This window comes from Gardnerella sp. c23Ub_4, from assembly GCF_055804115.1.
Window position 1 is genome coordinate 1 of the sequence record NZ_JANUYO010000003.1, and the last position, 21,456, is coordinate 21,456.

The following is a 21,456-nucleotide window of genomic DNA, read 5'->3' on the forward strand; positions in this document are numbered from 1 at the left end:
CCCGCATTTAGAACAAACACACAGGCTGGATAAAGCGTACTTACTGGAATAAACTCTCCTTTTTTTATTCTCCTCACCACTAAACATGTTGGCTCGTCTTAACATTTCTTCTTGAACTTTAAAGAAAATATCTCTTGGAATAATCGAAGCGTGGCTATCTTTTACATAATACTGTGGTTCTGTTCCATCATTTTTTATACGAACATGGTTGATAAAATCTGTCGTCTTTTTAGTTTAAGAAATTATAAAAAAGCAAAGTACGCTTGACAAAAAAAGCAAAGCGAGCTATACATTATATGTAAAGTTAACTTGCTGTTGAAGGAGGAAAATGAAAAATACAATTTTTCGATTAAGAAAACAGCATAAAATAACTCAAGAAGAATTAGCAAATGAAGTTGGAGTTACAAGGCAGACCATAACTTCCATTGAAACTGGAAAATATATAGCATCACTGCCGTTGGCTTTTAGAATTGCTAAGTTTTTTGATACAAGTATTGAAGAAATATTTAGCATAGAGGAGGACGATTAATATGAACAAATTAGAAAAATATAAAAAAGAAATAGGATTTAGAATTACTATTTTAGTCTTATTATGTATGGTTGCCTTACTCGCAGTTATTATTGGAAATTTTTACTTAAAATATAAATTTCCATTAAAAGAAGATGTGACAGATTATGTAGTAGGATTTTTTATTGGACTTGAACTTGTATCTGTATTCTACATGTCAATGCTTGGTAGAGCATATAGAAATAGAGATATATTGGAGAAGATGTATACTAAAGAAACAGATGAGAGAATGATATTAATAAAGATGAAGTCAGGATCAAATATAATACCTATATTCTCAATGGTTATTGTAATAGTTTCTTTAGCTGTAGCATATGTAAGTTATGAAGCCTTTTTAGCGTTAATAATAGTTGCATTTGTACAAATAATATTTTCTAAATTATTAAAAGTATATTGGTCAAAAAAGATTTAAAAATATCATATTAAAGGTATTAGACGATAGACAGTTAAAACTCTATCGTCTTTTTTTATACTCAAAATTAGGAGGTAAAAATGGTAAGGATAAGAAGCCACACTTAAAACAATTTAATATATAAGACATTTAGCGATTGAAATATAAGTTCAGTCGCTTTTTTAATTGAAATTTATAGATTAAGGAGAAGAAATTAATGGATAGAGAAATGATAATTTAGCTGCCTAATCTTCGATTGTCGCTTGCCCGTTCATGAGCATAGGTAAAAGCCAATCACGGAGAGCTATCAAAGCTCTATTTTCGCGTTGATTAGACGATATAGTCGTATAAGCAGGCATAGCAATTCTATTAAACACCTTAAGTTCAATCTCATTTGGAATATAAATGGGTCGATTATTAACTAGTGGTTTATCACAAGAAAGTACAGCATCACCACTAATGAAAAATGGGTATTATACATTGAGATCTTTAGCTGTTCCGACTTGAATGGTAGATTTCTTCTCTTCACTGATAATGTCACCAAGCTTTCCGTTTGACTCTCTACGAAAGAATTCGTCACACAACTTCGCCAGTAACGAAAGGTGGGTTATTCACAATCTAGTAAAAGATTTGAATTAAGCCAGGTAGCAACGCCATTATTGTTGTTGGAATCACAAACCTCGTCCGCAATCGCAAGCAACCGAGGATTACTATTCGATACCGCTACACCGTATCCCCCTGCGCGGAACATGTCTATATCTATAATATCGTCTCCGAAAACGACTGTGCGACTAGGCTTTACACCCAAACGATCGCAAATAACGTTCAAAGCATGACCTTTGTTTGCAAGGGGATTCGTAAGCATCCACAAAACATCTTCGCTAATGTGTAGCGAAAAATCGGTTGGAAGAATGCTCTGAAGTTTTTCCTTCTCACTCTCTCGAGGAACAATAATAATCTTGTCTGCAATGCCACTTGGAACATTAGAAAAATCGGTAATAACAAAATCCTGCTCGCTCCAAAGCATACGAACATCAAAATTAGTGTAACGAACATCGTTCATAACAATGCCAATGCGAAGCGTAGGAATCTCATTAAGCAAGCGCAAACACACACTACAAGCATGTTGAGAATCAAATCCAAAACGCGTAAGAGTATCAAGGCTTCTTTGCGAAGTAAGCTCACCTATCGTGCTGTGAGCACAGTCAAAATCAATAAGAGCACCATTAAGGTACGCGCAAACTTGAGCATTCAAATCGTGAATAAAATCAAAAGCACTTCCAACAGGTCGAGCAGTAATAATCGCAAGCGGAATTCCACATTCACTCAAACGCTTAGAAACGCTAACAGTTTCTTGGCTTAAATATCTGCTTTCAAAAGCATTAGCATCATGAAGCATAGTGCCATCAAGATCTGCTACCACAAGAGAAGGAGAAAAATGAAGCATAACAATAACCTAATGTATTTTAATTAGTCTAACATCTTCTAACATCTTAAAAAGCATAGCAAAATGTACACCTGCTCTGCTTATAAAATAAAAAGCGCATAACCTAATCGATTACGCGCTTAAAAGAATACTTAGATAAGTGAGAACTTAGTCATAAGATTCAAGGCAACAATAACAGCCACCCAAATCAACGCTATAATAACAGTCCAACGATTCAAGTTCTTTTCTGCAACACCAGAGCTACCAGCGTTCTTCGTTAAACCGCCGCCGAACATGTCGGAAAGACCGCCGCCCTTGCCCTTGTGCATCAAAATCAACAATGTCAACAAAATGCTGGTGAGCACAAGCAACACTTGCAAAACAATTTTCACAGCGGACACAAGTAACCTCCTGTTTTTGGTACTCTGTAAAGCATAGTAAAAGCCATTGACCTATGCGTTAAATATATGTTGAATCATTCACTAAATAAGCACTAAAATCATTCGCGATTTTTATAAGACGCGAGTTTAACAATAGAAGCAAGCTCTTCAACTTCTAAAGACGCTCCTCCAATAAGGAATCCATCCACATCTGGCTCACTAATTAAGCTTGACGCATTAGAAGACGTTACAGATCCGCCATAAAGAATACGCACAGAATTTGCAACATTGTTGTCGAAAGTGCGTCGCAAATCGTCTCTAATCGCAAAAGCTGCCTCTTGAGCAGATTGAGCAGTAGCAACCATGCCAGTTCCAATAGCCCAAACTGGTTCGTACGCAATAATCAAACGCTCTGCTTGCTTAGAATCTAAGTCACGAGTAACGTCGTGAACTTGACCAACCGCAAAATCAAGCTCTATACCTTGCTTGCGCTCCTCAAAGCTTTCTCCAACGCATAAAATTGGTTGCATTCCAGCTGCAAGAACAGCACGCACTTGGTCAACAATATTCGCATCGTCTTCTGGATGATACTTTCGACGCTCGGAATGGCCTACAATCACCATTGAGCAGCCAAGACTTGCAAGCATATCTGCAGAAACGTCTCCAGTAAACGCGCCTTGAGTTGTAACGGAAACAGCTTGCGCTCCGTAAAGAATAGGAATATTGCTGGATTCAACTAAAACTTGTACGCTTCTTAAGGATGTAAACGACGGCATAAGCGCAATATCGCATTTTTTGCAATCGAAGTGAGAATCGCAAAGCATCCACCAGAATTTTTGAATAAAATGAGTGGCTTCGAGGTGATTGAAATTCATCTTCCAATTACCTGCAACTAGCGGTTTTCTTTTACAAACCATAATCACCCTTAAGAATTGTTATAAAGATAAAATTAACATTATGCCGACCTCGATTTACAAAATGAATTCATAAAATCGAAGCCGGCACAATATCTTAAAGTTATTTACTCAAGCACGCTCAAGCCTGGAAGAGTCTTACCTTCCAAGAACTCGAGAGAAGCGCCGCCACCAGTGGAGATGTGAGAGAAACCATCTTCCGCAAATCCAAGGTTACGAACTGCAGAAGCTGAATCACCACCGCCAACAATAGTGAAAGTACCGTTCTTAGTGGCGTCAACCAAGCCCTGAGCCACCGCACGAGTACCAGCAGCAAACTCTGGAACCTCAAACACGCCCATTGGTCCATTCCAAACAACAGTCTTGGAATCAACAATCTTATCGTGGAACAACTTTTGAGAATCAGGGCCAATATCTAAGCCCATCTTGTCTGCTGGAATAGCATCCGCTGGAACAACTTCTGGAGCAACTGGAGTGTCTCCTGCTGGGAAGCCAGCGTTCACAACAATATCGGTTGGAAGAACAAGCTCTACGCCATTCTTCTTAGCGGTTTCAATGTATCCCTTAACTTTCTCGAGCTGATCTTCCTCAAGCAAAGAAGTACCGACTTCGTGACCCAAAGCCTTAAGGAAAGTGAACACCATACCGCCGCCAATAACAAGGCGATTTGCCTTAGAAAGCAAGTTTTCAATAACGCCGAGTTTATCGGAAACCTTAGAGCCACCAAGAACAACAGTCAAAGGACGCTCTGGATTTTCGGTTGCACGAGAAAGTGCCTTAACTTCCTTTTCAACAAGCAAGCCTGCAGCAGCTGGAAGATCAGCAGCAACATCGTAATTTGAACCCTGGGCGCGGTGAACAACACCGAAGCCGTCGGAAACAAAAACTTCTCCAAGAGCAGCAATCTTCTTAGCATATTCAGCGCGTTCAGCAGCATCCTTGCTGGTTTCTTCGGCGTTAAAGCGCACGTTTTCAAGCAAAACAACGTCGCCATTGTTCATTGCAGCAACCTTAGCTTGAGCATCTTCGCCGTAAGTATCTGCAGCCAAAGCAACATTTACACCAAGAAGTTCACCTAAGCGAGCTGCCACTGGAGCCAAAGAAAGCTCTGGAACAACTTGACCCTTTGGACGGCCAAGATGAGCCATTAAAATAACCTTGGCGCCCTGCTCGCGCAAAGCTTTAATCGTTGGCAAAGCAGCCTTAATACGACCGTCGTCTGTGATAGTCGTGCCCTTAAGAGGAACATTAAAATCTGCACGAACGAGTACGCGCTTGCCGCTCAAATCTCCCAAATCTTTAAGTGTCTTCATTGGTATCCTTTCCAAACCATGATTCAACCAATCATGATGGCGAATTTAACAAGAAAAAGACGAAAGCAAAGCTAAAACGTCTATAAATTCCACAAACGATTATACCGCATATGCGCAACAAGCACGCACAAAATCAACAGAAAGATGTACATAAAAATCAACAACAAAATCGCGCGATACAAAAATGCCGCATACTTTGTGTATACGGCATTTAATCAAAGTTAGTAGCTACAAAAGTTAATCCTAGAATCAACTCACATTCTAGATTTTTCGACTTTAGCGCAAAGTTGCAAAAGTCTACGAATACGACCAGCAACAGCATCTTTTGTGATTGGAGGATCTGCCAAATGGCCAAGCTCTTCCAAGCTTGCATCACTGTGCTTAAGTCGCAACTTGCCTGCCATCAAAAGATTTTCTGGAATATCGTCTCCAAGAACGTCGAAAGCGTGACGAACCTTTTCGCAAGCTTCTGCAGCAGCCTTAGCACTTCTGCGCATATTTGCATCGTCGAAGTTTGCTAAACGATTAGCTTTTCCTCTTGCTTCGCCATCAGAACGCTTACCAGTCCATTCTCTAGAAGACCTTGGAGCGCCAATCAAATTAAGCATACGCTCAATTGCGTCTGAATCACGCAAAGTAACGCGCTCGGAGCTTTTAACTTTACGAGCCTTTGCGCTTACACCCAAACGTGCAGCCATAGCTTGCAAAGCTGTTGCAGCCTCGTGAGTTGGGCAAACAATCTCTAGATAACTAGCTTTTCCAGGATCCGATATAGCACCATGAGCTATAAACGCTCCCCTCCACGCGGCTTTAATTTGCGCAATGCTTCCACTAACAATCTCTGGAGCTAAGCCTGCAACAATGTGCATACGGCGATCCAAAAGACCAGATTGCAATGCTAAAGCTGCGGCTCCTCGATCAACAAGAACCTCGTAACGAGTAACAACACCCGTAGGGGTTTGACGAGAAGCTTGAGAAATCTTCGCTTCCCGCTGGAAATAAGTCTCAAGCACATCTACGAGCCATTGTGCTGCATTTTGCGAATCAAACTGTGCTCTAATTACAGCTTGATTATTAACTGGCCTTAAACCTCCAGCAAAACGCATCATCGCTGCAGCTTGAGCCATAATAACCGCTGGTTGGTCACTATTATTTGCGACGAGTTCGTTCTTTACGTCGTCAAGAAGAGCCAAGGGAAACCTCCTATTTTGTTCTTCTTAAAGTATGCGTTGGGATTCTTGCAAGATGCCATTGCACGATGCTAAAAACATCTACATGCTCGGCTTTCTGTAGTACCCAATGACTTGGACATTTTACCTTTTAATATTGCTTTTTATATTACATAACACCGTAGGAGAAAATGCATTATTTGTTAAATCATGCTCTAGATCTCATCTCTCTAGCAGACACTGTAACCTGTAATCCTCTAGATTTTAATCGTTTTGCAAGCTCTATGCTAATAGCTACAGACCTATGCTGGCCTCCTGTGCATCCAATTGCAATAGTTACATAGTGCTTATCTTCTTTTGCAAAACCATCGATTGCTGTAAGAAGAGCTTTCTCGTAGGAATCTAAGAATTCCATTGCGGCTGGGTTTTTAAGAACATAATCGCTAACAGCTTTATCTTTGCCTGTTAAATCTCTAAGTTCTGGAACCCAAAATGGATTTGGCAAAAATCGCATATCTGCTACAAAGTCTGCGTCCATAGGCATTCCGTACTTAAATCCAAAGCTAAAAATGTGAACAGATACAGTAGAAGATCCTTTTCCAAGCAAGCCTTCGTAAAGCTTAGTTGAAAGTTGATGAATACTAAGAGTAGAAGTATCGATAATAATATCCGCGCAATCCTTAAGATGACTTAAAAGCTCGCGCTCTTCTAAAATGCCATCAATAAGTCTTCCACCACGTTGCAAAGGATGTGGCCTGCGCACAGACTCATATCGCTTAATAAGCACAGAATCGGAAGCGTCTAAAAATAGTATTCGAGTTTTTACTCCCAAATCATCTATGTGACCCAAAACAGCAAAAAGATCGTCAAAATATCCGCGCGATCTTACATCAATCACTGCTGCAAGCTTATGCACTTTAGAGCCAGAAGACGTCATCATGTCTACAAGCGGAATAAGCAGCTTTGGAGGAAGATTATCAATAACATACCAGCCCATGTCTTCCAAAGCATTTGCTGCATGAGATCTGCCAGCGCCGCTCATGCCAGTAATGAGCATTACTTCAAAATCGCTTGCCACCTGCGAGAATTCACTATTTTCAGTTCTCATAACGCCTCCTGCAATGCTTTTTCCATGCAACTTCTTATGTAATCGTAATCTGGAGCCTTGTCAGATTGGTGTTTGTTTGTGCAAGAATCATCACTCGCATCATCACTCGCATATCTATATTCAAAAGTCATGAGTTTTACTTGATCTAATGCCTGGTGTAAAAGCATTTCTTCTCCGCCAATACCAATGCCGTATTTTCTCCAAACTTTAAGTATCTGGCTTGGTCGAGGATCATATACAACGTCTAGCAAAGCTCCTAAATGTTTTATTGACTTTTCTTGGCAATATTCACACAAAGCTAGCGCTAATCCGTCTGCTACATGAGCTGGAACAGTGCTTATAACAATATCTGCGTTTGCAATTGCTTCAATTGCATCCAATGAAGAAATAGATTCTAGAATGTGAGATTTATCACATTTTTCTATATCTTGCGATATTTTTATAAATTCAGGATCAATAGTAGGGAATTCTATACCGCAAACAGGCTTGTAATCGCGTTTGTTTTTAAGATACAAGTTAGACGGCTCTATTCTTCTGCTATTTGGAAAATCCGAGTTATGTTTATCTACTAAATCGTTAAATCTACTAACGCCTTTAACAGTTTTACCATCGCTTTGCAATCTTGCAACAACACTAACTTTGCTCAATTTTGAGCCTTGCGCAATTTCTATTAAAGCTGCCATTGCAGAAGACGCTGTGTTTCCGCTGCCAATAATAACCGCACTTTTTGCGTCTAATATTTTAGATTTTAGAGCGCGCATTAACGCCATTACAATCCCATTTACGTCTGTGTTACAAAGCTCAATCGTCTCAGGATTTTCTATGCATGGCTTTTTACTAAACACAGCAGTATTTGCAACTCCAAGTGTTTTTGCCCAATAGTCGCAAGCTACACCTAAGCTCATAATCGTTTTTTTAAGTGGCATTGTAAGGCTTAAGCCTTTCCAAGAATCATCAAGATTTGCAATAAAATCTTTTAAGTCTTCTTCGCTAACTTTTTCTTTACCATAATGCCAATTTCTCAAGCCCAATGCCTTATATGCAGCGTTGTGTAAAACTGGAGATAGAGAGTGCGATATGGGATTGCCCAAAACCGCGCAATTGTAGCATTTTTCAACCATTTTCACCTCTTTATTTATAAGTCTCTTTATTCATAAGTCTTTATTTATAAGCCTTTGGTGATTTTACAAATCCTTAGGATCTACACTAAATTTTAATTCTCCACTTTTTCGCATTGCAAAATGCTTTGCGCATTCTTTTTTCAAACGATTTACTAATTCATCTCTATATTCTAATGGCACTCTTACAACTGCTTTAACTCTATCGTTTAATTCTTCAAATCGTTGAGAATTTTGCTCGCGCAATGTTGAAGGAGGCTTCATTGGAACAATTCCAAGTAAAGGCGGAAGATATTCGGACTCACTCGAATCGCCAGAATCTTCGCTCGAATCGCCAGAAACCACAGAGTTATTATTTTTAGTTTCGACTTTTAACATTGGAAGATTGCTAGAACTATCTAAATTGCCATTTTTGCTTGCGACTTTTGCAATGTCTTCACTAATGTCTTCACACTCATAATCGCCCATTGCACCAATCGCATTAAGCGTATCTACAACAGCTTGCCTAAAACCCCATATTCTTGCAACGCAAACAGAAGGAGGCAAAAGCGCATCTTCTCTTTCTTTAAGCTCTTGTTTAGAAAGAATCGAAGAATCCCACTCTTCTAACGATTTAGCTAGAACATCATAAGTTTCTCCCAAAATAAGCACGCTTCCGTCTCTGCTTTTTGGAGCACACATAGAAGCCGCTTTCATCCACGCGTTCAAAGTGTCTATTCGAGCATCTAATCCCGTGCTGTAAAGACTCGTCCACGCGTCTAAAATCGCAACAAGACCATATTCCCCGCAAGAATCTTTAGAATTGCTTAAAACACGCGGCTGCGATCCAAGCGCGCTAATAACAATCATCGGCTTTTGCTCAACCCACTCAACAACACCGCTTTTTTGTTTTGCAGAAGAAACAATAATTGGAACATCCTTAAAAAACTTAAACACTTCTTTAGCTGTAAAATTAACGCCTATATGAACAGCTTCAATCGCTCCAGAATTACTAGAACAATTCGAGCATTTCCAACCTATTGCAATACTTCCACACCACGCGCATTTAGGAGCAGAACCGTCTAAGGGCAAGTCAAGCGGACCAGTGCAACGTTTGCAACGCGCAATACAATGGCACTTTTTACACGCAGCTTTTTGAATAGCACTGTCTTGGCATGTGGCAAGCAAAACAGGCATTTTAGCGTCTAAAGTTTGTCTAATCGAAGTTAGCGCAGTGTAAGGTATTCTAGAACCTACACTCGGGTCGTTTATTTTAGTCAAATTATTTGAATTTAAAAGACGAACCCAAGGACTTGCATTTTGAACAACAGACTTAAAAGGCGTAACTTCTACTAAATGGTCACTAACCGAAGGAGCTAATTTTTTGTTTTCAACTTCGCTTTGACTAATAACGCTTCTTGCAAAAGACATTGAAACAAATACGCCATTATGATTTTTTGCGCGCAATCGCATAACGCCTCTAGCTTGTGCGTAAGGCATCATGCCGTCTGCATACTGATATGCGCTATCTTCTACAATCACAAAAAGCGCTTGCGACTCAACTGGCGCATACATTGCAGACCTTGTTCCTAAAACACACGGAACAATGCCCTTTTCTATAGCTCTCCACGCTCTATACCTATCTGCTGGAGAATCATAAGCGCAAAGACGGGCAACATCTCCACTTAAAGCGCCATTAGAATTTTGTGACTTTTTATAAGGCTTAAGGCCGTAAACCATAAGCGAGCGCATAACATCGCTCACTTCTCGAATCGTAGGCAAAACAACAGCAACTTGACGACCAGCGCTTATAGCATTTGCAATAATCCACGCTAAATCTTGCGCCCATCTAAACGCTCCTGGCAAAGCATCTACAAGAAAAGCTTTGTAATTATTCGTAGTATTTAACGTAAAATCATCTTTGGAATGCAAATAATAAGGTTTTTGAACGTTTTCTAGCGCTTGTTTTAACAAATCCGCGTTTTTGTAAGACGAAAACATGCGAGCATCGGTTGTTTTTATAAGATTTTCCGATTCGCTATATTGATTCTGTTGCCAGTCATCTTTTGATTTTAAGCTTTTGCGAAAATCGCTAGTCCATTTTTGCCTTTTAGACATGTGAATATCGTCTAAAAAATTCTCTTTATCTACGCCAGCGATTCTTTTGGGCAAAGCGAGCCGAATAATATTCGCTCTAGTTCCACCATAAGCTTCTGCAATTGACGAAATATCTTGCATAAAAGATTTAGATGCAACTTTTTCGCTAGAAATAATTTTTTCAATAAACTTTAGGGAGGATTTTGGCGTTTCACTTGAATCGCTTCTGCTCCATATGATTCCGTTAACTCGTCTTGCGCCGAATTTTACGCGAACCATAACCCCTGGCTTTGCGTCTTCATCTTGCGATTGGCTAACAATGTAGTCGAAAGTTTTTCCAAGATGAGGTGCTTGAACGTCTAAAACAACATGCGCAATCGCACAGTTACTCGCTTGGATTGGTGTTGAACCACCCTTTTTGCGCCTGTGCGATTTTTTCGCTAAACCTTCTAAAGAAGGCTGCAACGAAGACTGTTCAAGCATTAATAATCCTTATAAAATTAATCCTTATAAAACTTCAAATCATTTTTTTAATGATTTTACCTCATTTTTAATCTGTTCAACACGATTCAACTTTTCCCAAGGAAACTCAACATCACTTCTGCCAAAATGACCATATGCAGAAGTCTTTGAGTAAATTGGTCTAAGCAAATCAAGTTCGTCAATAATCGCAGCTGGTCGCAAATCAAAGACTTTGCGAACTATTGCAGAAATATCCGAACGCGTAATTCCGTTAGCTTCTGTTCCAAAAGTTTCTACATTCACGCTAACAGGCTCCGCAATACCAATCGCGTACGCGACTTGCACTTCTACTTTATGAGCCAAACCTGCAGCAACAAGATTCTTAGCAACCCAACGTGCAGCGTATGCTGCAGAACGATCTACCTTACTAGGGTCTTTACCAGAAAAAGCTCCGCCACCATGATGAGCGGCTCCACCATAAGTGTCTACAATAATCTTTCTGCCAGTCAATCCAGAGTCTGCAGCAGGCCCGCCTAAAACAAACGACCCTGTAGGATTTACAAGCATTCTATAATCGCTATAATCAACGCGATTTTCTAAGACTTTACTAAGAACAGGCTCTACAACGTTTTTAACAAGCTGTTCTCTAAGCCAATCAACGCTTACATTAGGGCTATGTTGAGTGGAAATCAAAACAGTATCTAAGCGAATAGGCTCTAACTTTTCGTTATACTCGATTGTTACTTGCGTTTTTCCATCTGGTCTAAGATTTGGCACAATACCAGATTTTCTAACGTAAGATAAGCGTTGAGCAAGACGATGAGCAAGATAGATTGGAAGAGGCATATAAGTGTCTGTTTCGTCGCTAGCATAACCAAACATAACGCCCTGGTCGCCTGCTCCTTGACTCTTATAACGCTCTTCTTTAGACGCAAGATTTTCGGATTCTAAATCTAATCTAGAAACACCTTGATTTATCTCCGCGCTTTGCTCAGTTAGAGAAACCATTACGCCACAAGAATCAGCGTCTAAGCCAACAGAAGAACTGTTGTATCCAACTTCGCGCACTACTTTTCTTACGATTCCAGGAATATCTGTGTAAACTTCTCCCCTAACCTCACCAAAAACAACAAATTGTCCTACGCAAGCGCAAACTTCAACAGCAACATGCGCATGGGGATCTTGACGAAGCATGTCGTCTAAAATTGCATCCGCAATCTGATCACAAAGCTTATCTGGATGACCTTCTGTAACAGATTCTGCAGAAATAAGTTTAGACTCTTTCATAATTCCCCTTTATAACTTTGTAAATCAAGATGACTCTATAAATCAAGCGCATTAAAACAATCGCAGCCGCATACCCACACGCAATTGTAAGCGCAAGGATAATACGGCTGCAATTAAACGAAAAAGAAAACTTAGTTTCCTTCGTTCACATCATCTTCACCAAGATTCTCCACCAGCAAACCCTTATTAATCTCGCGGAATGCAATAGAAAGAGGCTTTTCTTGGTTCTTATACTCAACAAGAGGACCGACGTTTTGCAACAATCCCTCGTTAAGCTGTGTGAAATAAGAATTAATCTGCCGTGCTCGTTTTGCGGCAAACAAGGCAAGCGCATACTTGGAATCCGCATGTTGCATTAAATCATCAATAGGCGGATTTGCAAGTCCCGTAGGTGTTGGCTTAGTGCCCAATGCCATAATGTTCTCCATATTCTATGGTGCCACAATAGTTTCCAAATAAACAATTGTAAGCTATTGCAAGGATATTCAAAACACTAATCAAAATTAAACTAAAGTGATTGGAACTAATCTAAACTAATCATGATTAATCTAAACTAATCTAAATCGTATTCTTTAGCGATTATATTCCAAAGCTCGTCCGCAGCGCGATTAGCATCGTCATTAACAATCACAAAATCAAACTCACTAGACGCAGCCATTTCCACTTTTGCTGTTTGCAAACGCTTAGCTTGCTGCTCAGGAGTTTCTGTGCCTCTACCAATAAGCCTACGCTTAAGCTCTTCAAAGCTAGGAGGAGCAATAAACACGTACACAACTTCCAAACCAAGTCTAGAAGCCTCTTGCTTTACTCTTCTAGCTCCTTGAAGATCAATCTCTAGAAGCGTTGGAACGTTTTGAGCAAGATGATCTAAAACAGGTTTAAGAAGAGTACCATAGTGAGCCATACCGTGAACAAGAGCAGTCTCTAAAAATTCGCCGTTCTTTTGCCTTCTAGCAAACTCTTCTTCGTCAATAAACCAATAATGAATACCATTAAACTCGTCGTAGCGAGGCTTTCTGGTAGTCGCAGAAACAGAAAGCCAAATATTAGGGTGTTTTTCGCGCAATACCCCCTCAACAGTGCCCTTACCAGCAGCAGTAGGACCAGTAAGAACAATCAATCGCCTTTTAATGGATTGCGTACTTTGTGTATTGTCTAAACTAACCATATTTGACTCTCTTAAATCATTTTTATGAATCCATTAAAGCTTGACGAATATCCCAAGCTATTCGTTCAGTTGCATTAGATAATGCACCAATATCTGGACCATGCGAAGCAATAGACCTAGAAACAGTTACTAAAACGTTTCCGTGAGTTCCAGCAAAAACCGTTTTCAAATCGTTAGCTTCCGCACCCTGCCAGCCGTAGCCTGGAGAAAGAATAGGGCCAGTAAAACTCGTTAAATCGATTCCACCGCCATTCATCCAATCTCCAATAGTGGCTCCAACAATCAAACCAACAGAGCCCATGCCCTTTGTATTGTTGTTAAAAGTTTGAGCAGTTTGAGCAATGCCATGAGCAACAGTTGTACCGCGGTAAGAACCAGTCTGGCGAATAGCAGTTTGCAAGCTAGCGCCTTCGCGATTAGACGTTAGAGAAGCAATAAACACGCCCCTGCCATTATTAAGAGCCTCATTAATCAACCCACCCATTGATCTGGCTCCGTAATACGGAAGAAGCGTAATTGCATCTGTAAGAAGAGGAGCATCTGGCTTAAAATAAGCGTCTGCAAGAGCGGAGATTGTTGTAGACAAACCACCATGACCGCAATCAACAATAGTGATTACATCCATTTGCCTTGCAGCGTACAGAACTCGTTCGAGCGCAGCGAAACCCTTAGACCCGTAGCGCTCGAACATGCTTGATTGGAATTTTACGGCAGCAGCTCTGCCGTTCATGGCTTGAAGCATACGCATGGAGAACAATTCTGCTCCTTGAGCATCCATATTGTATCCCCAATTAAGCAGCATCTTGCGGTGCGGATCTATGCCAACGCATAATGGCCCATATTTTGCCATAGCGTTTTTTAGACGCAATCCAAAATCGGATCTTTGCGCCTGCAATTCCTGCTCTCGTATGCTTTCGGTCATGTATTAAGCCCGACTTTCTTCGTTTTCTGCCTTCTCGATTGCAAACAGTTGCTTTGCATGCTCCTGAATGCTCATCACTTGGTAATCGTTGTTCTTAACGGCTTCTATAGCCATAAGAACTGGTGCAAACTCCGTAATTGTTGTGAATTGCGGAAGGTCTGCTGCAACAGCAGCTGCACGAATAGCATAACCATCCGTACGCGACCCTCTTGAATTCGGCGTGTTCAACACCATATCAATCTTACCATTCTCAATCAGCTCAACCACGTTTTTGCCGATTCTTTCGCGCGAAGGCACGTCATTTCGCACATCCTTCGCCGTGTCGCCTTGGCTTGAGAGCTTGTCAACAATAACGGAATCAATGCCGTAGCGTCTAAGAACAGATGCCGTACCTTCTGTAGCCCAAATCGTAAATCCAAGTTCTACTAAGCGCACTGCAAGAAGAGGCAATTGGCGTTTATCTGCATCGCTTACAGACACAAACACGTTGCCACTTGTAGGCAAACCGCCCTTGTATGCTGCAAGCTGACTCTTAGCAAAAGCATGTGGGAAGTCTCGGTCGAAGCCCATAACTTCTCCAGTAGAACGCATTTCTGGACCAAGCAAAATATCAACTGTTCTACCAACAGGCGTGCGGAAACGCTTAAAAGGCAAGACGGAAGCCTTAATAGCAACCTGCTGGCCTGGGTGAATATCTCCGCCATCTCCCTTTGGAAGAAGAAGACCACGCTTTCGCTGCTGTGCGATTGTCTCTCCAGACATAATTCGAGCAGCAGCTTTAGCAAGAGCAACACCCGTAGCTTTAGAAGCAAACGGAACAGTTCTAGACGCTCTCGGATTTGCCTCAATCACGTACAAAGTGTTTGCCATAAAAGCGTATTGAACGTTAATAAGACCACGAACCGAGCATCCGCGAGCAATCGAAAGCGTGCCCTCGCGAAGTCTACGAATTTGATCGTCGGAAAGTGTGCTTGGAGGAAGAGTGCAAGCAGCATCGCCAGAGTGCACACCAGCCTCTTCAACATGCTCCATAATTCCGCCAATATAAAGCTCGTTTCCGTCGTAAAGTGCATCAACGTCAATCTCAATAGCATCTTGGAGGAACTTATCAATCAAAAGAGGCGAAGGTAAGCGGCCAGAAACAACAGTGTCTGCTCTAGCTTCTTGCAAAGCGCGATCCACGTATTTTGCAAGCTGAGCATCGTCGTACACTATTTCCATGCCACGACCACCAAGCACGTAGCTTGGTCGCACAAGAACTGGGTAGCCGATTGCGTGAGCAGCATCTTTAGCTTCTTCAAGACTTAAAGCCGTGCCGTAGCGCGGAGCATTCATGCCTTCTTGGCGAAGAACCTCGCCGAAAAGCTCGCGATTTTCCGCCAAATCAATGGCCTCAGGTGTAGTACCCAAAATTGGAACGCCTGCAGCTTTAAGACGAGCCGCGAGTGAAAGCGGAGTTTGGCCGCCAAGTTGCACAATCACGCCTTTAACTGGACCAAGCTTCTTTTCTGCTTGATAAATCTCAAGCACGTCTTCAAAAGTAAGCGGCTCAAAGTATAGGCGATCCGACATATCGTAGTCTGTAGAAACTGTTTCAGGATTGCAATTGACCATGATTGTGTCGTAATCCTTACCCAGCTCTTGCACAGCATGAACGCAAGTGTAGTCAAACTCAATACCCTGGCCGATTCTATTAGGACCAGATCCAAGAATGATCACGGCTTCGCGATTGCGCGGCTTAAGCTCGCTTTCTTGAGCGTAGCAAGAATAGTAGTAAGGCGTTACAGCGTCAAACTCGGCAGCGCAAGTGTCAACCGTTTTGTAAACAGGATGCAATCCATACGCCCAGCGAAGCTCTCGAACCATGTTTTCGCCTTCGTCTCCAAGATTACGCAAATGCGCAATTTGAACATCCGAAAGGCCTGCAAGCTTAGCGCTCTTTAACACTTTAGGCGTCAGGTTTTCTGCTTCACGAACCTCTAAAGCTGTTTTATTGATTAACGAAAGCTGCTCAACAAACCATGGGTCGATTTTTGTTGCGTCAAAAATCTGCTCTGGAGTTGCTCCGCCCCAAAGCGCGCGCTGAATTTGCAAGTAGCGATGCTCTGTTGGCGTGTGTATTTCTTCAAGAAGTCTATTAACTTCTTCTTTGCTCGGGCGCTCGCCGTCCCAGTTAAAGCATGCGTGGCGCTTGTCGATTGAGCGCATTGCTTTTCCAAGAGACTCCTGGAAGTTTCCAGCCAAAGCCATTGCTTCGCCAACCGACTTCATAGAAGTTGTAAGCGTAGTGTCTGCTCCAGGGAATTTTTCGAAAGCAAAACGTGGAATCTTAGTTACAACATAGTCAATCGTTGGCTCAAAGCTTGCAGGAGTCGAACGCGTAATATCGTTTTGGATTTCGTCCAAAGTGTAGCCGAGCGCAAGTTTTGTAGCGATTTTTGCGATTGGGAATCCTGTTGCTTTAGATGCGAGCGCCGAAGAGCGCGAAACTCTAGGATTCATTTCGATTACGACTATGCGGCCAGTCTTAGGGTTGATTGCGAATTGAATATTGCATCCACCTGTATCAACTCCAACGCCTCGAATAATCGCAATACCAATATCACGCATCTTTTGATACTCGCGATCTGTTAGCGTAAAGCATGGAGCAACAGTAATCGAGTCACCAGTATGCACGCCTACAGGGTCAACGTTTTCGATTGGGCACACAACAACAACGTTGTCTTTAGAATCTCGCATAAGCTCCAGCTCAAATTCCTTCCAGCCTTCAATGCCTTCTTCAATAAGCACTTCGTCTGTTGGAGAATAGTGGATGCCAGCTCCCGCAATGCGGTGTAATTCTTCTTGATTATGAGCAATTCCAGAGCCTAAGCCGCCCATTGTAAAGCTTGGGCGTACTACTACTGGGTATCCAAGCGTTTCAACAATTTTGTCTACTTCTTCAATTGAGTGAGCAATAAAGGATTTTGCGCTTTCCGCTCCAGCTTTTTCTACGACTTTCTTAAAAAGCTCACGATCTTCACCGCGATCGATTGCTTCCAAAGATGCGCCAATAAGCTCCACATTGTACTTTTTTAGGATTCCTGCACGCCCCAAGTCCATTGCAGCATTAAGCGCAGTTTGGCCGCCTAGCGTTGGAAGAAGCGCATCTGGCTTCTCTTTAGCAATAATGCGCTCCAAAATCGCCGTGTCTATTGGCTCAATGTATGTTGCGTCTGCAAGCTCTGGATCCGTCATAATCGTAGCAGGATTAGAGTTTACAAGGATTACGCGGATTCCTTCTTCGTGAAGCACTCGGCAAGCTTGCGTTCCCGAATAGTCAAATTCTGCAGCCTGACCAATTACGATTGGGCCAGAACCAATCACCATTACAGACTTAATATCATCGCGTTTTGGCATTATAAATTCCTTTTATCTCTTTATACCTACTATTTTTCGCTCTTATTCTTGTGATTTTGCATAAGTTCTACAAAGCGATCAAACAAGTATGATGCGTCGTGAGGTCCTGCGGCTGCTTCTGGGTGATATTGCACAGAAAAAGCTGGAATATCAAGGCATTGCAAGCCTTCTACAACATTGTCGTTAAGATCTACATGAGACACTATTACGCGACCAAAATGGCCATTTTCGTAAGGCGATTGAACAGTCTTACCAATAGGAGCATCTACAGCAAATCCGTGATTATGCGCCGTAACTTCCACTTTTCCAGTAGTCACGTCTTTTACAGGCTGATTTATGCCACGATGACCAAACTTAAGCTTGTATGTTCCAAAGCCGAGCGCGCGACCAAGCAATTGGTTTCCAAAGCATATTCCAAAGAATGGGTAGCCCGCATCTAACACGTTACGCAATAATTCCACTTCGCGATTTGCTTGAGCAGGGTCTCCAGGGCCATTCGAGAAGAACACGCCATCTGCGTTAAGCGCTTGAAGCGACTCAAAGCTTATTGAGGAGCTTACAACGTGCACACGGCATCCACGCTGCGCCAAACGGTGAGGAGTCATGGCTTTTATTCCAAAGTCAACAGCTACAACAGTGTAAAGAGGCTCTTTGCCTTCATAATCCCCGCAAGGCTCAATCATATAAGCTTCTTGCGTACTAACTTCGTCTGTTAGTCGCAAGCCTTGCATTTGAGGAGTTTCTTTAATTTCATTTACAAAAGATGCAACTGTGCGAATTGCTCCAGTAGTTTTATCTATAAGAGCATCATTAGAAAAAATGCCGGCACGCATAACGCCAACTGAGCGTAAATGTCGTACCAGCATTCTTGTATCAATACCACTGATTCCTACAATACCTTGTTTTTCTAAATCATCTTCCAAGGAACCAGTGGCTCTCCAATTGCTAACATTTGGACTTGGAGCTTTTACAACGTATCCTGCAACCCATATTTTTGACGACTCTGGGTCTTCGCCGTTTATTCCCGTGTTTCCTATGTGTGGGAACGTTTGAACAACTATTTGTTGATCATAACTTGGATCAGTAAGTGTTTCTTGGTAACCAGTCATTCCTGTAGAGAACACGATTTCAGCGCGTGTAGAACCTTTTGCGCCAAATGGTTTACCAACGTAAACTTGCCCGTCTTCCAATACTAATACTGCATCATCAGTGCCGAATCCGGCGAAGGTGTCGTTATAGTCCACCTTAACCCCCTTATGGCTTTAGGTTATTCGTGGCAAGTCTACTCATATTGGCGGACGGCGACGCGCCGATGTATTACAAAACAAAAATCCGCCTACTTTTACAAGCAAGCGGATTTACATGTTTTACGACTATTTTGCAAAAGACTATTTTGCAAAACTAGAATCTGAATCTAAATCTGACTTTACAAAAGATTAATCGTTTTCTTGCGATTCTTGCGACTCTTCTGCTTCACTAGACTCACTAGCTTCACCAGACTCGTCAGATTCCCCAGATTCACCATTAAACTTAGCCAAGCAAGCGTCTTTATCGGAAACAATTGCGCTTAAAAGACCATGAATAAAGGTGATTGCTTCATCATCACTATATGTTTTAGAAAGAGCAATTGCCTCGTCAATCGCAACTTTATCTGGCACTTCGTCGTTTAGAAGAATCTCCCAAACAGCAATGCGCAAAATATTGCGGTCAATAACCGCCATTCTTCCAACTTTCCATCCTGTTGAATAGCGATTTAAGGTTTTATCAATCCTATTTCTGCGCTCTCCTACTCCGCGAATAATATCAACAGCATAATCTGGAAGAGGAGTTTGCGCGCCTGGCTCTTTCAAACGTTCGTCGAGTAAAGAAAGAATATTCTGACTTTTCTCGTCTGCCTCATAAAGAGTGTTCAATGCCCTCTTTCGAGCAGTGGAGCGTGCCATATTAGCGTCCTTTTTATAAGTTTTTACTAGTTTTCGCGACCAAGGTAAGAGCCGTCACGAGTATCGACCTTAACCTTTTCGCCTTCGCCAACAAAGAGTGGAACCTGAATTTCAGCACCAGTCTCAACTGTTGCAGGCTTAGTGCCAGCGTTAGAACGGTTGCCTTGCAAGCCTGGCTCAGTGTGAGTAATCGTCAAAATTACAGACGCTGGAAGCTCTACGCTCAAAGGAGTGCCATCATGGAAGCTAACAATGCAATCAGTTCCTTCAAGAAGATACTTGCTTTGCTCTCCAACCAAATCCTTAGGAATGTACACCTGGTCGTAGGTTGTCATATCCATAAACACAAAGTTATCGCCGTCTTCGTAAGAGTATTGCAAAGTACGGTTATCAACGGTCTCGAACTCCATCTTCATGCCGGCGTTAAAAGTCTTATCGACAATCTTGCCCGAGAGCACGTTCTTAATGGTGGTACGAACGAAAGCAGGACCTTTGCCTGGCTTTACGTGCTGGAACTTAACAACAGTCCAAAGCTGACCTTCAAGGTTCAAAACCGATCCATTTTTAATATCATTGGTAGTCTGTGCCACGAGTTATCCGTTTCTTTCGCTAATAAAGCTGCAATGCGTGCAGCTAAGAAATAAACCTTGCTTATTATGCCACAAAGCGTCAACTAATTAAAATAACAACTAAAATAACAACCGCATTTAACGCAATTATTCGTTACTCTGATCGTTTTGTTCCAAAGACTCTGAGTTTTGACTACGACCCATTGGAATATAGCCACCTTGATCATCCTTAGGATGTGGAGCATCAAAAGGATACCCATTGCCATCTCTACTTAAAAATCTATCGCTCACTTTTTTAATTCTATCTTCGTACTGGCTTATAACAGCTTTTATTTTTTGATAAGCCTGCTTTAATTCTTGATAATTATTGGTGCTTTTAGCAAGAGCATTCCCAGCATCATTAATAGCATCTTCTAGGCTTTTAGAAGCATCAGCTAAAATAGGCAAATTTTTCGCTTTTTCTACAAGCTCTCTAGCTTTTTTAACAAGATTTAACAATTGATCTCCAAAAGCAGTTCTGCTAGTTTTTAGTAAATTCTTTGCATGCGTTTTAACAGAATCAGCATCTTTACGCAAAGAATCCAATTTGTCTGAAAGCTTATTTTCAACTCTTGTAGAATCGTAAGAATCCGCGCCAAGTGGGCATGCTGGAATATCATCGTTTAAGTCATCATTAGCGTAGCTTAGAGAAGATTCAAAATCATCTGCAGCGTCTTTAGCTGCATCAAAATCTTCATCAAAATCAGCAGCTTTTATATTAGAAGCATCTTTAACATCTTGACTTGATACAATTTTTTTAAGCTCTTCTTTAGCATTGATTACTTTTTTGCGCAATTGAACGCAATTTTTAGAAGGCTCACTTGCTTTTAGATTAGTCTTAGAGTTATTAGCAAATAATACAAACCCTAATCCAGCAACGACTCCGATTGATATAAGAGATACACAAACAATAACAGCAATAGCCTTTTTATCGCTTAACAAGGAGTTGTTTGAATCATCATTAGAAGATCCAAAAATATTTTCTTGCTCATACTCATCTTGATTATTAAAGGAAGCGATATCATCCAAATCTTCTGATTCTTGGTACTTATTATTGCTGTTTTCCATATTATGAGATTAATACAATCTTTTGATATTTTTACTCACATATAAAAGCATCATTATAAAACACTAATTTATAATTATTTTTACAAAAAAAGAACATAAACTAACATATTATCTTTACTTTATTCATAAAGACTGA

19 protein-coding genes are annotated in these 21,456 nt (G+C 41.3%); 2 read left to right on the forward strand and 17 right to left on the reverse strand.

Annotated features, from left to right (window positions below; genetic code table 11):
• Positions 1-328: 328 nt before the first annotated feature.
• Positions 329-529 carry a helix-turn-helix transcriptional regulator gene (locus NYP67_RS05615; RefSeq protein ID WP_018615718.1) on the forward strand — a complete coding sequence of 67 codons (201 nt, stop codon included), beginning with the start codon at positions 329-331 and terminating at the stop codon, positions 527-529.
• 1 nt (position 530) lies between these two features.
• Entirely contained in the window at positions 531-980 is a 450-nt protein-coding gene (locus NYP67_RS05620) for a hypothetical protein (protein WP_115757575.1), read from the forward strand.
• 586 nt (positions 981-1,566) lie between these two features.
• Here NYP67_RS05620 and NYP67_RS05625 read toward each other — a convergent pair.
• The 17 genes from NYP67_RS05625 to NYP67_RS05705 form a co-directional block, all read right to left on the reverse strand.
• Positions 1,567-2,406 (reverse strand): HAD hydrolase family protein, encoded by an 840-nt coding sequence (locus NYP67_RS05625; protein WP_115757577.1) that lies wholly within the window; start codon positions 2,404-2,406, stop codon positions 1,567-1,569.
• A gap of 131 nt (positions 2,407-2,537) precedes the next feature.
• Positions 2,538-2,786, reverse strand: a complete 249-nt coding sequence (gene secG / locus NYP67_RS05630; protein WP_004115170.1) for a preprotein translocase subunit SecG — start codon at positions 2,784-2,786, stop codon at positions 2,538-2,540.
• 98 nt (positions 2,787-2,884) lie between these two features.
• The gene (gene tpiA, locus NYP67_RS05635; protein ID WP_016635445.1) at positions 2,885-3,682 is read right to left on the reverse strand and encodes a triose-phosphate isomerase; all 798 of its coding nucleotides are present in this window, start codon (positions 3,680-3,682) and stop codon (positions 2,885-2,887) included.
• A 104-nt stretch (positions 3,683-3,786) separates the two neighbouring features.
• Entirely contained in the window at positions 3,787-4,992 is a 1,206-nt protein-coding gene (locus NYP67_RS05640; protein WP_016829596.1) for a phosphoglycerate kinase, read from the reverse strand.
• A 254-nt stretch (positions 4,993-5,246) separates the two neighbouring features.
• On the reverse strand, positions 5,247-6,185 hold the full coding sequence (whiA, locus tag NYP67_RS05645; protein ID WP_004130980.1) for a DNA-binding protein WhiA: 939 nt from the start codon (positions 6,183-6,185) through the stop codon (positions 5,247-5,249).
• A 184-nt stretch (positions 6,186-6,369) separates the two neighbouring features.
• Positions 6,370-7,269, reverse strand: a complete 900-nt coding sequence (gene rapZ, locus NYP67_RS05650) for an RNase adapter RapZ (protein ID WP_016785003.1) — start codon at positions 7,267-7,269, stop codon at positions 6,370-6,372.
• Positions 7,266-8,390: a shikimate dehydrogenase gene (locus NYP67_RS05655; RefSeq protein WP_102704554.1), complete on the reverse strand. Its 1,125-nt coding sequence runs from the start codon at positions 8,388-8,390 to the stop codon at positions 7,266-7,268. Before NYP67_RS05655 ends, rapZ begins: the two co-directional genes overlap by 4 nt.
• 63 nt (positions 8,391-8,453) lie before the next feature.
• Positions 8,454-10,946, reverse strand: coding sequence for a primosomal protein N' family DNA-binding protein (locus NYP67_RS05660; RefSeq protein ID WP_004133074.1), 2,493 nt, complete (start codon positions 10,944-10,946; stop codon positions 8,454-8,456).
• A 39-nt stretch (positions 10,947-10,985) separates the two neighbouring features.
• Positions 10,986-12,212, reverse strand: coding sequence for a methionine adenosyltransferase (metK, locus tag NYP67_RS05665; protein WP_004133072.1), 1,227 nt, complete (start codon positions 12,210-12,212; stop codon positions 10,986-10,988).
• 131 nt (positions 12,213-12,343) lie between these two features.
• The gene (gene rpoZ, locus NYP67_RS05670; RefSeq protein ID WP_004130985.1) at positions 12,344-12,628 is read right to left on the reverse strand and encodes a DNA-directed RNA polymerase subunit omega; all 285 of its coding nucleotides are present in this window, start codon (positions 12,626-12,628) and stop codon (positions 12,344-12,346) included.
• A gap of 137 nt (positions 12,629-12,765) precedes the next feature.
• Complete coding sequence (gmk, locus tag NYP67_RS05675; protein ID WP_004130987.1) at positions 12,766-13,380, reverse strand: guanylate kinase; 615 nt, start codon at positions 13,378-13,380, stop codon at positions 12,766-12,768.
• A gap of 22 nt (positions 13,381-13,402) precedes the next feature.
• Complete coding sequence (gene pyrF / locus NYP67_RS05680; RefSeq protein ID WP_004133070.1) at positions 13,403-14,302, reverse strand: orotidine-5'-phosphate decarboxylase; 900 nt, start codon at positions 14,300-14,302, stop codon at positions 13,403-13,405.
• Positions 14,303-14,305: 3 nt separating this feature from the next.
• A complete protein-coding gene (carB, locus tag NYP67_RS05685) occupies positions 14,306-17,701 on the reverse strand; it encodes a carbamoyl-phosphate synthase large subunit (RefSeq protein WP_004133068.1) in 3,396 nt (1,131 codons plus the stop codon).
• A gap of 29 nt (positions 17,702-17,730) precedes the next feature.
• Complete coding sequence (gene carA / locus NYP67_RS05690) at positions 17,731-18,945, reverse strand: glutamine-hydrolyzing carbamoyl-phosphate synthase small subunit (protein WP_102704556.1); 1,215 nt, start codon at positions 18,943-18,945, stop codon at positions 17,731-17,733.
• Positions 18,946-19,137: 192 nt separating this feature from the next.
• Positions 19,138-19,644 (reverse strand): transcription antitermination factor NusB, encoded by a 507-nt coding sequence (gene nusB, locus NYP67_RS05695; RefSeq protein WP_102704557.1) that lies wholly within the window; start codon positions 19,642-19,644, stop codon positions 19,138-19,140.
• Between the two features lie 26 nt (positions 19,645-19,670).
• Positions 19,671-20,234 carry an elongation factor P gene (efp, locus tag NYP67_RS05700; RefSeq protein WP_004133058.1) on the reverse strand — a complete coding sequence of 188 codons (564 nt, stop codon included), beginning with the start codon at positions 20,232-20,234 and terminating at the stop codon, positions 19,671-19,673.
• Between the two features lie 126 nt (positions 20,235-20,360).
• Positions 20,361-21,320, reverse strand: coding sequence for a hypothetical protein (locus NYP67_RS05705; RefSeq protein ID WP_102704558.1), 960 nt, complete (start codon positions 21,318-21,320; stop codon positions 20,361-20,363).
• Between the last annotated feature and the right edge of the window lie 136 nt (positions 21,321-21,456).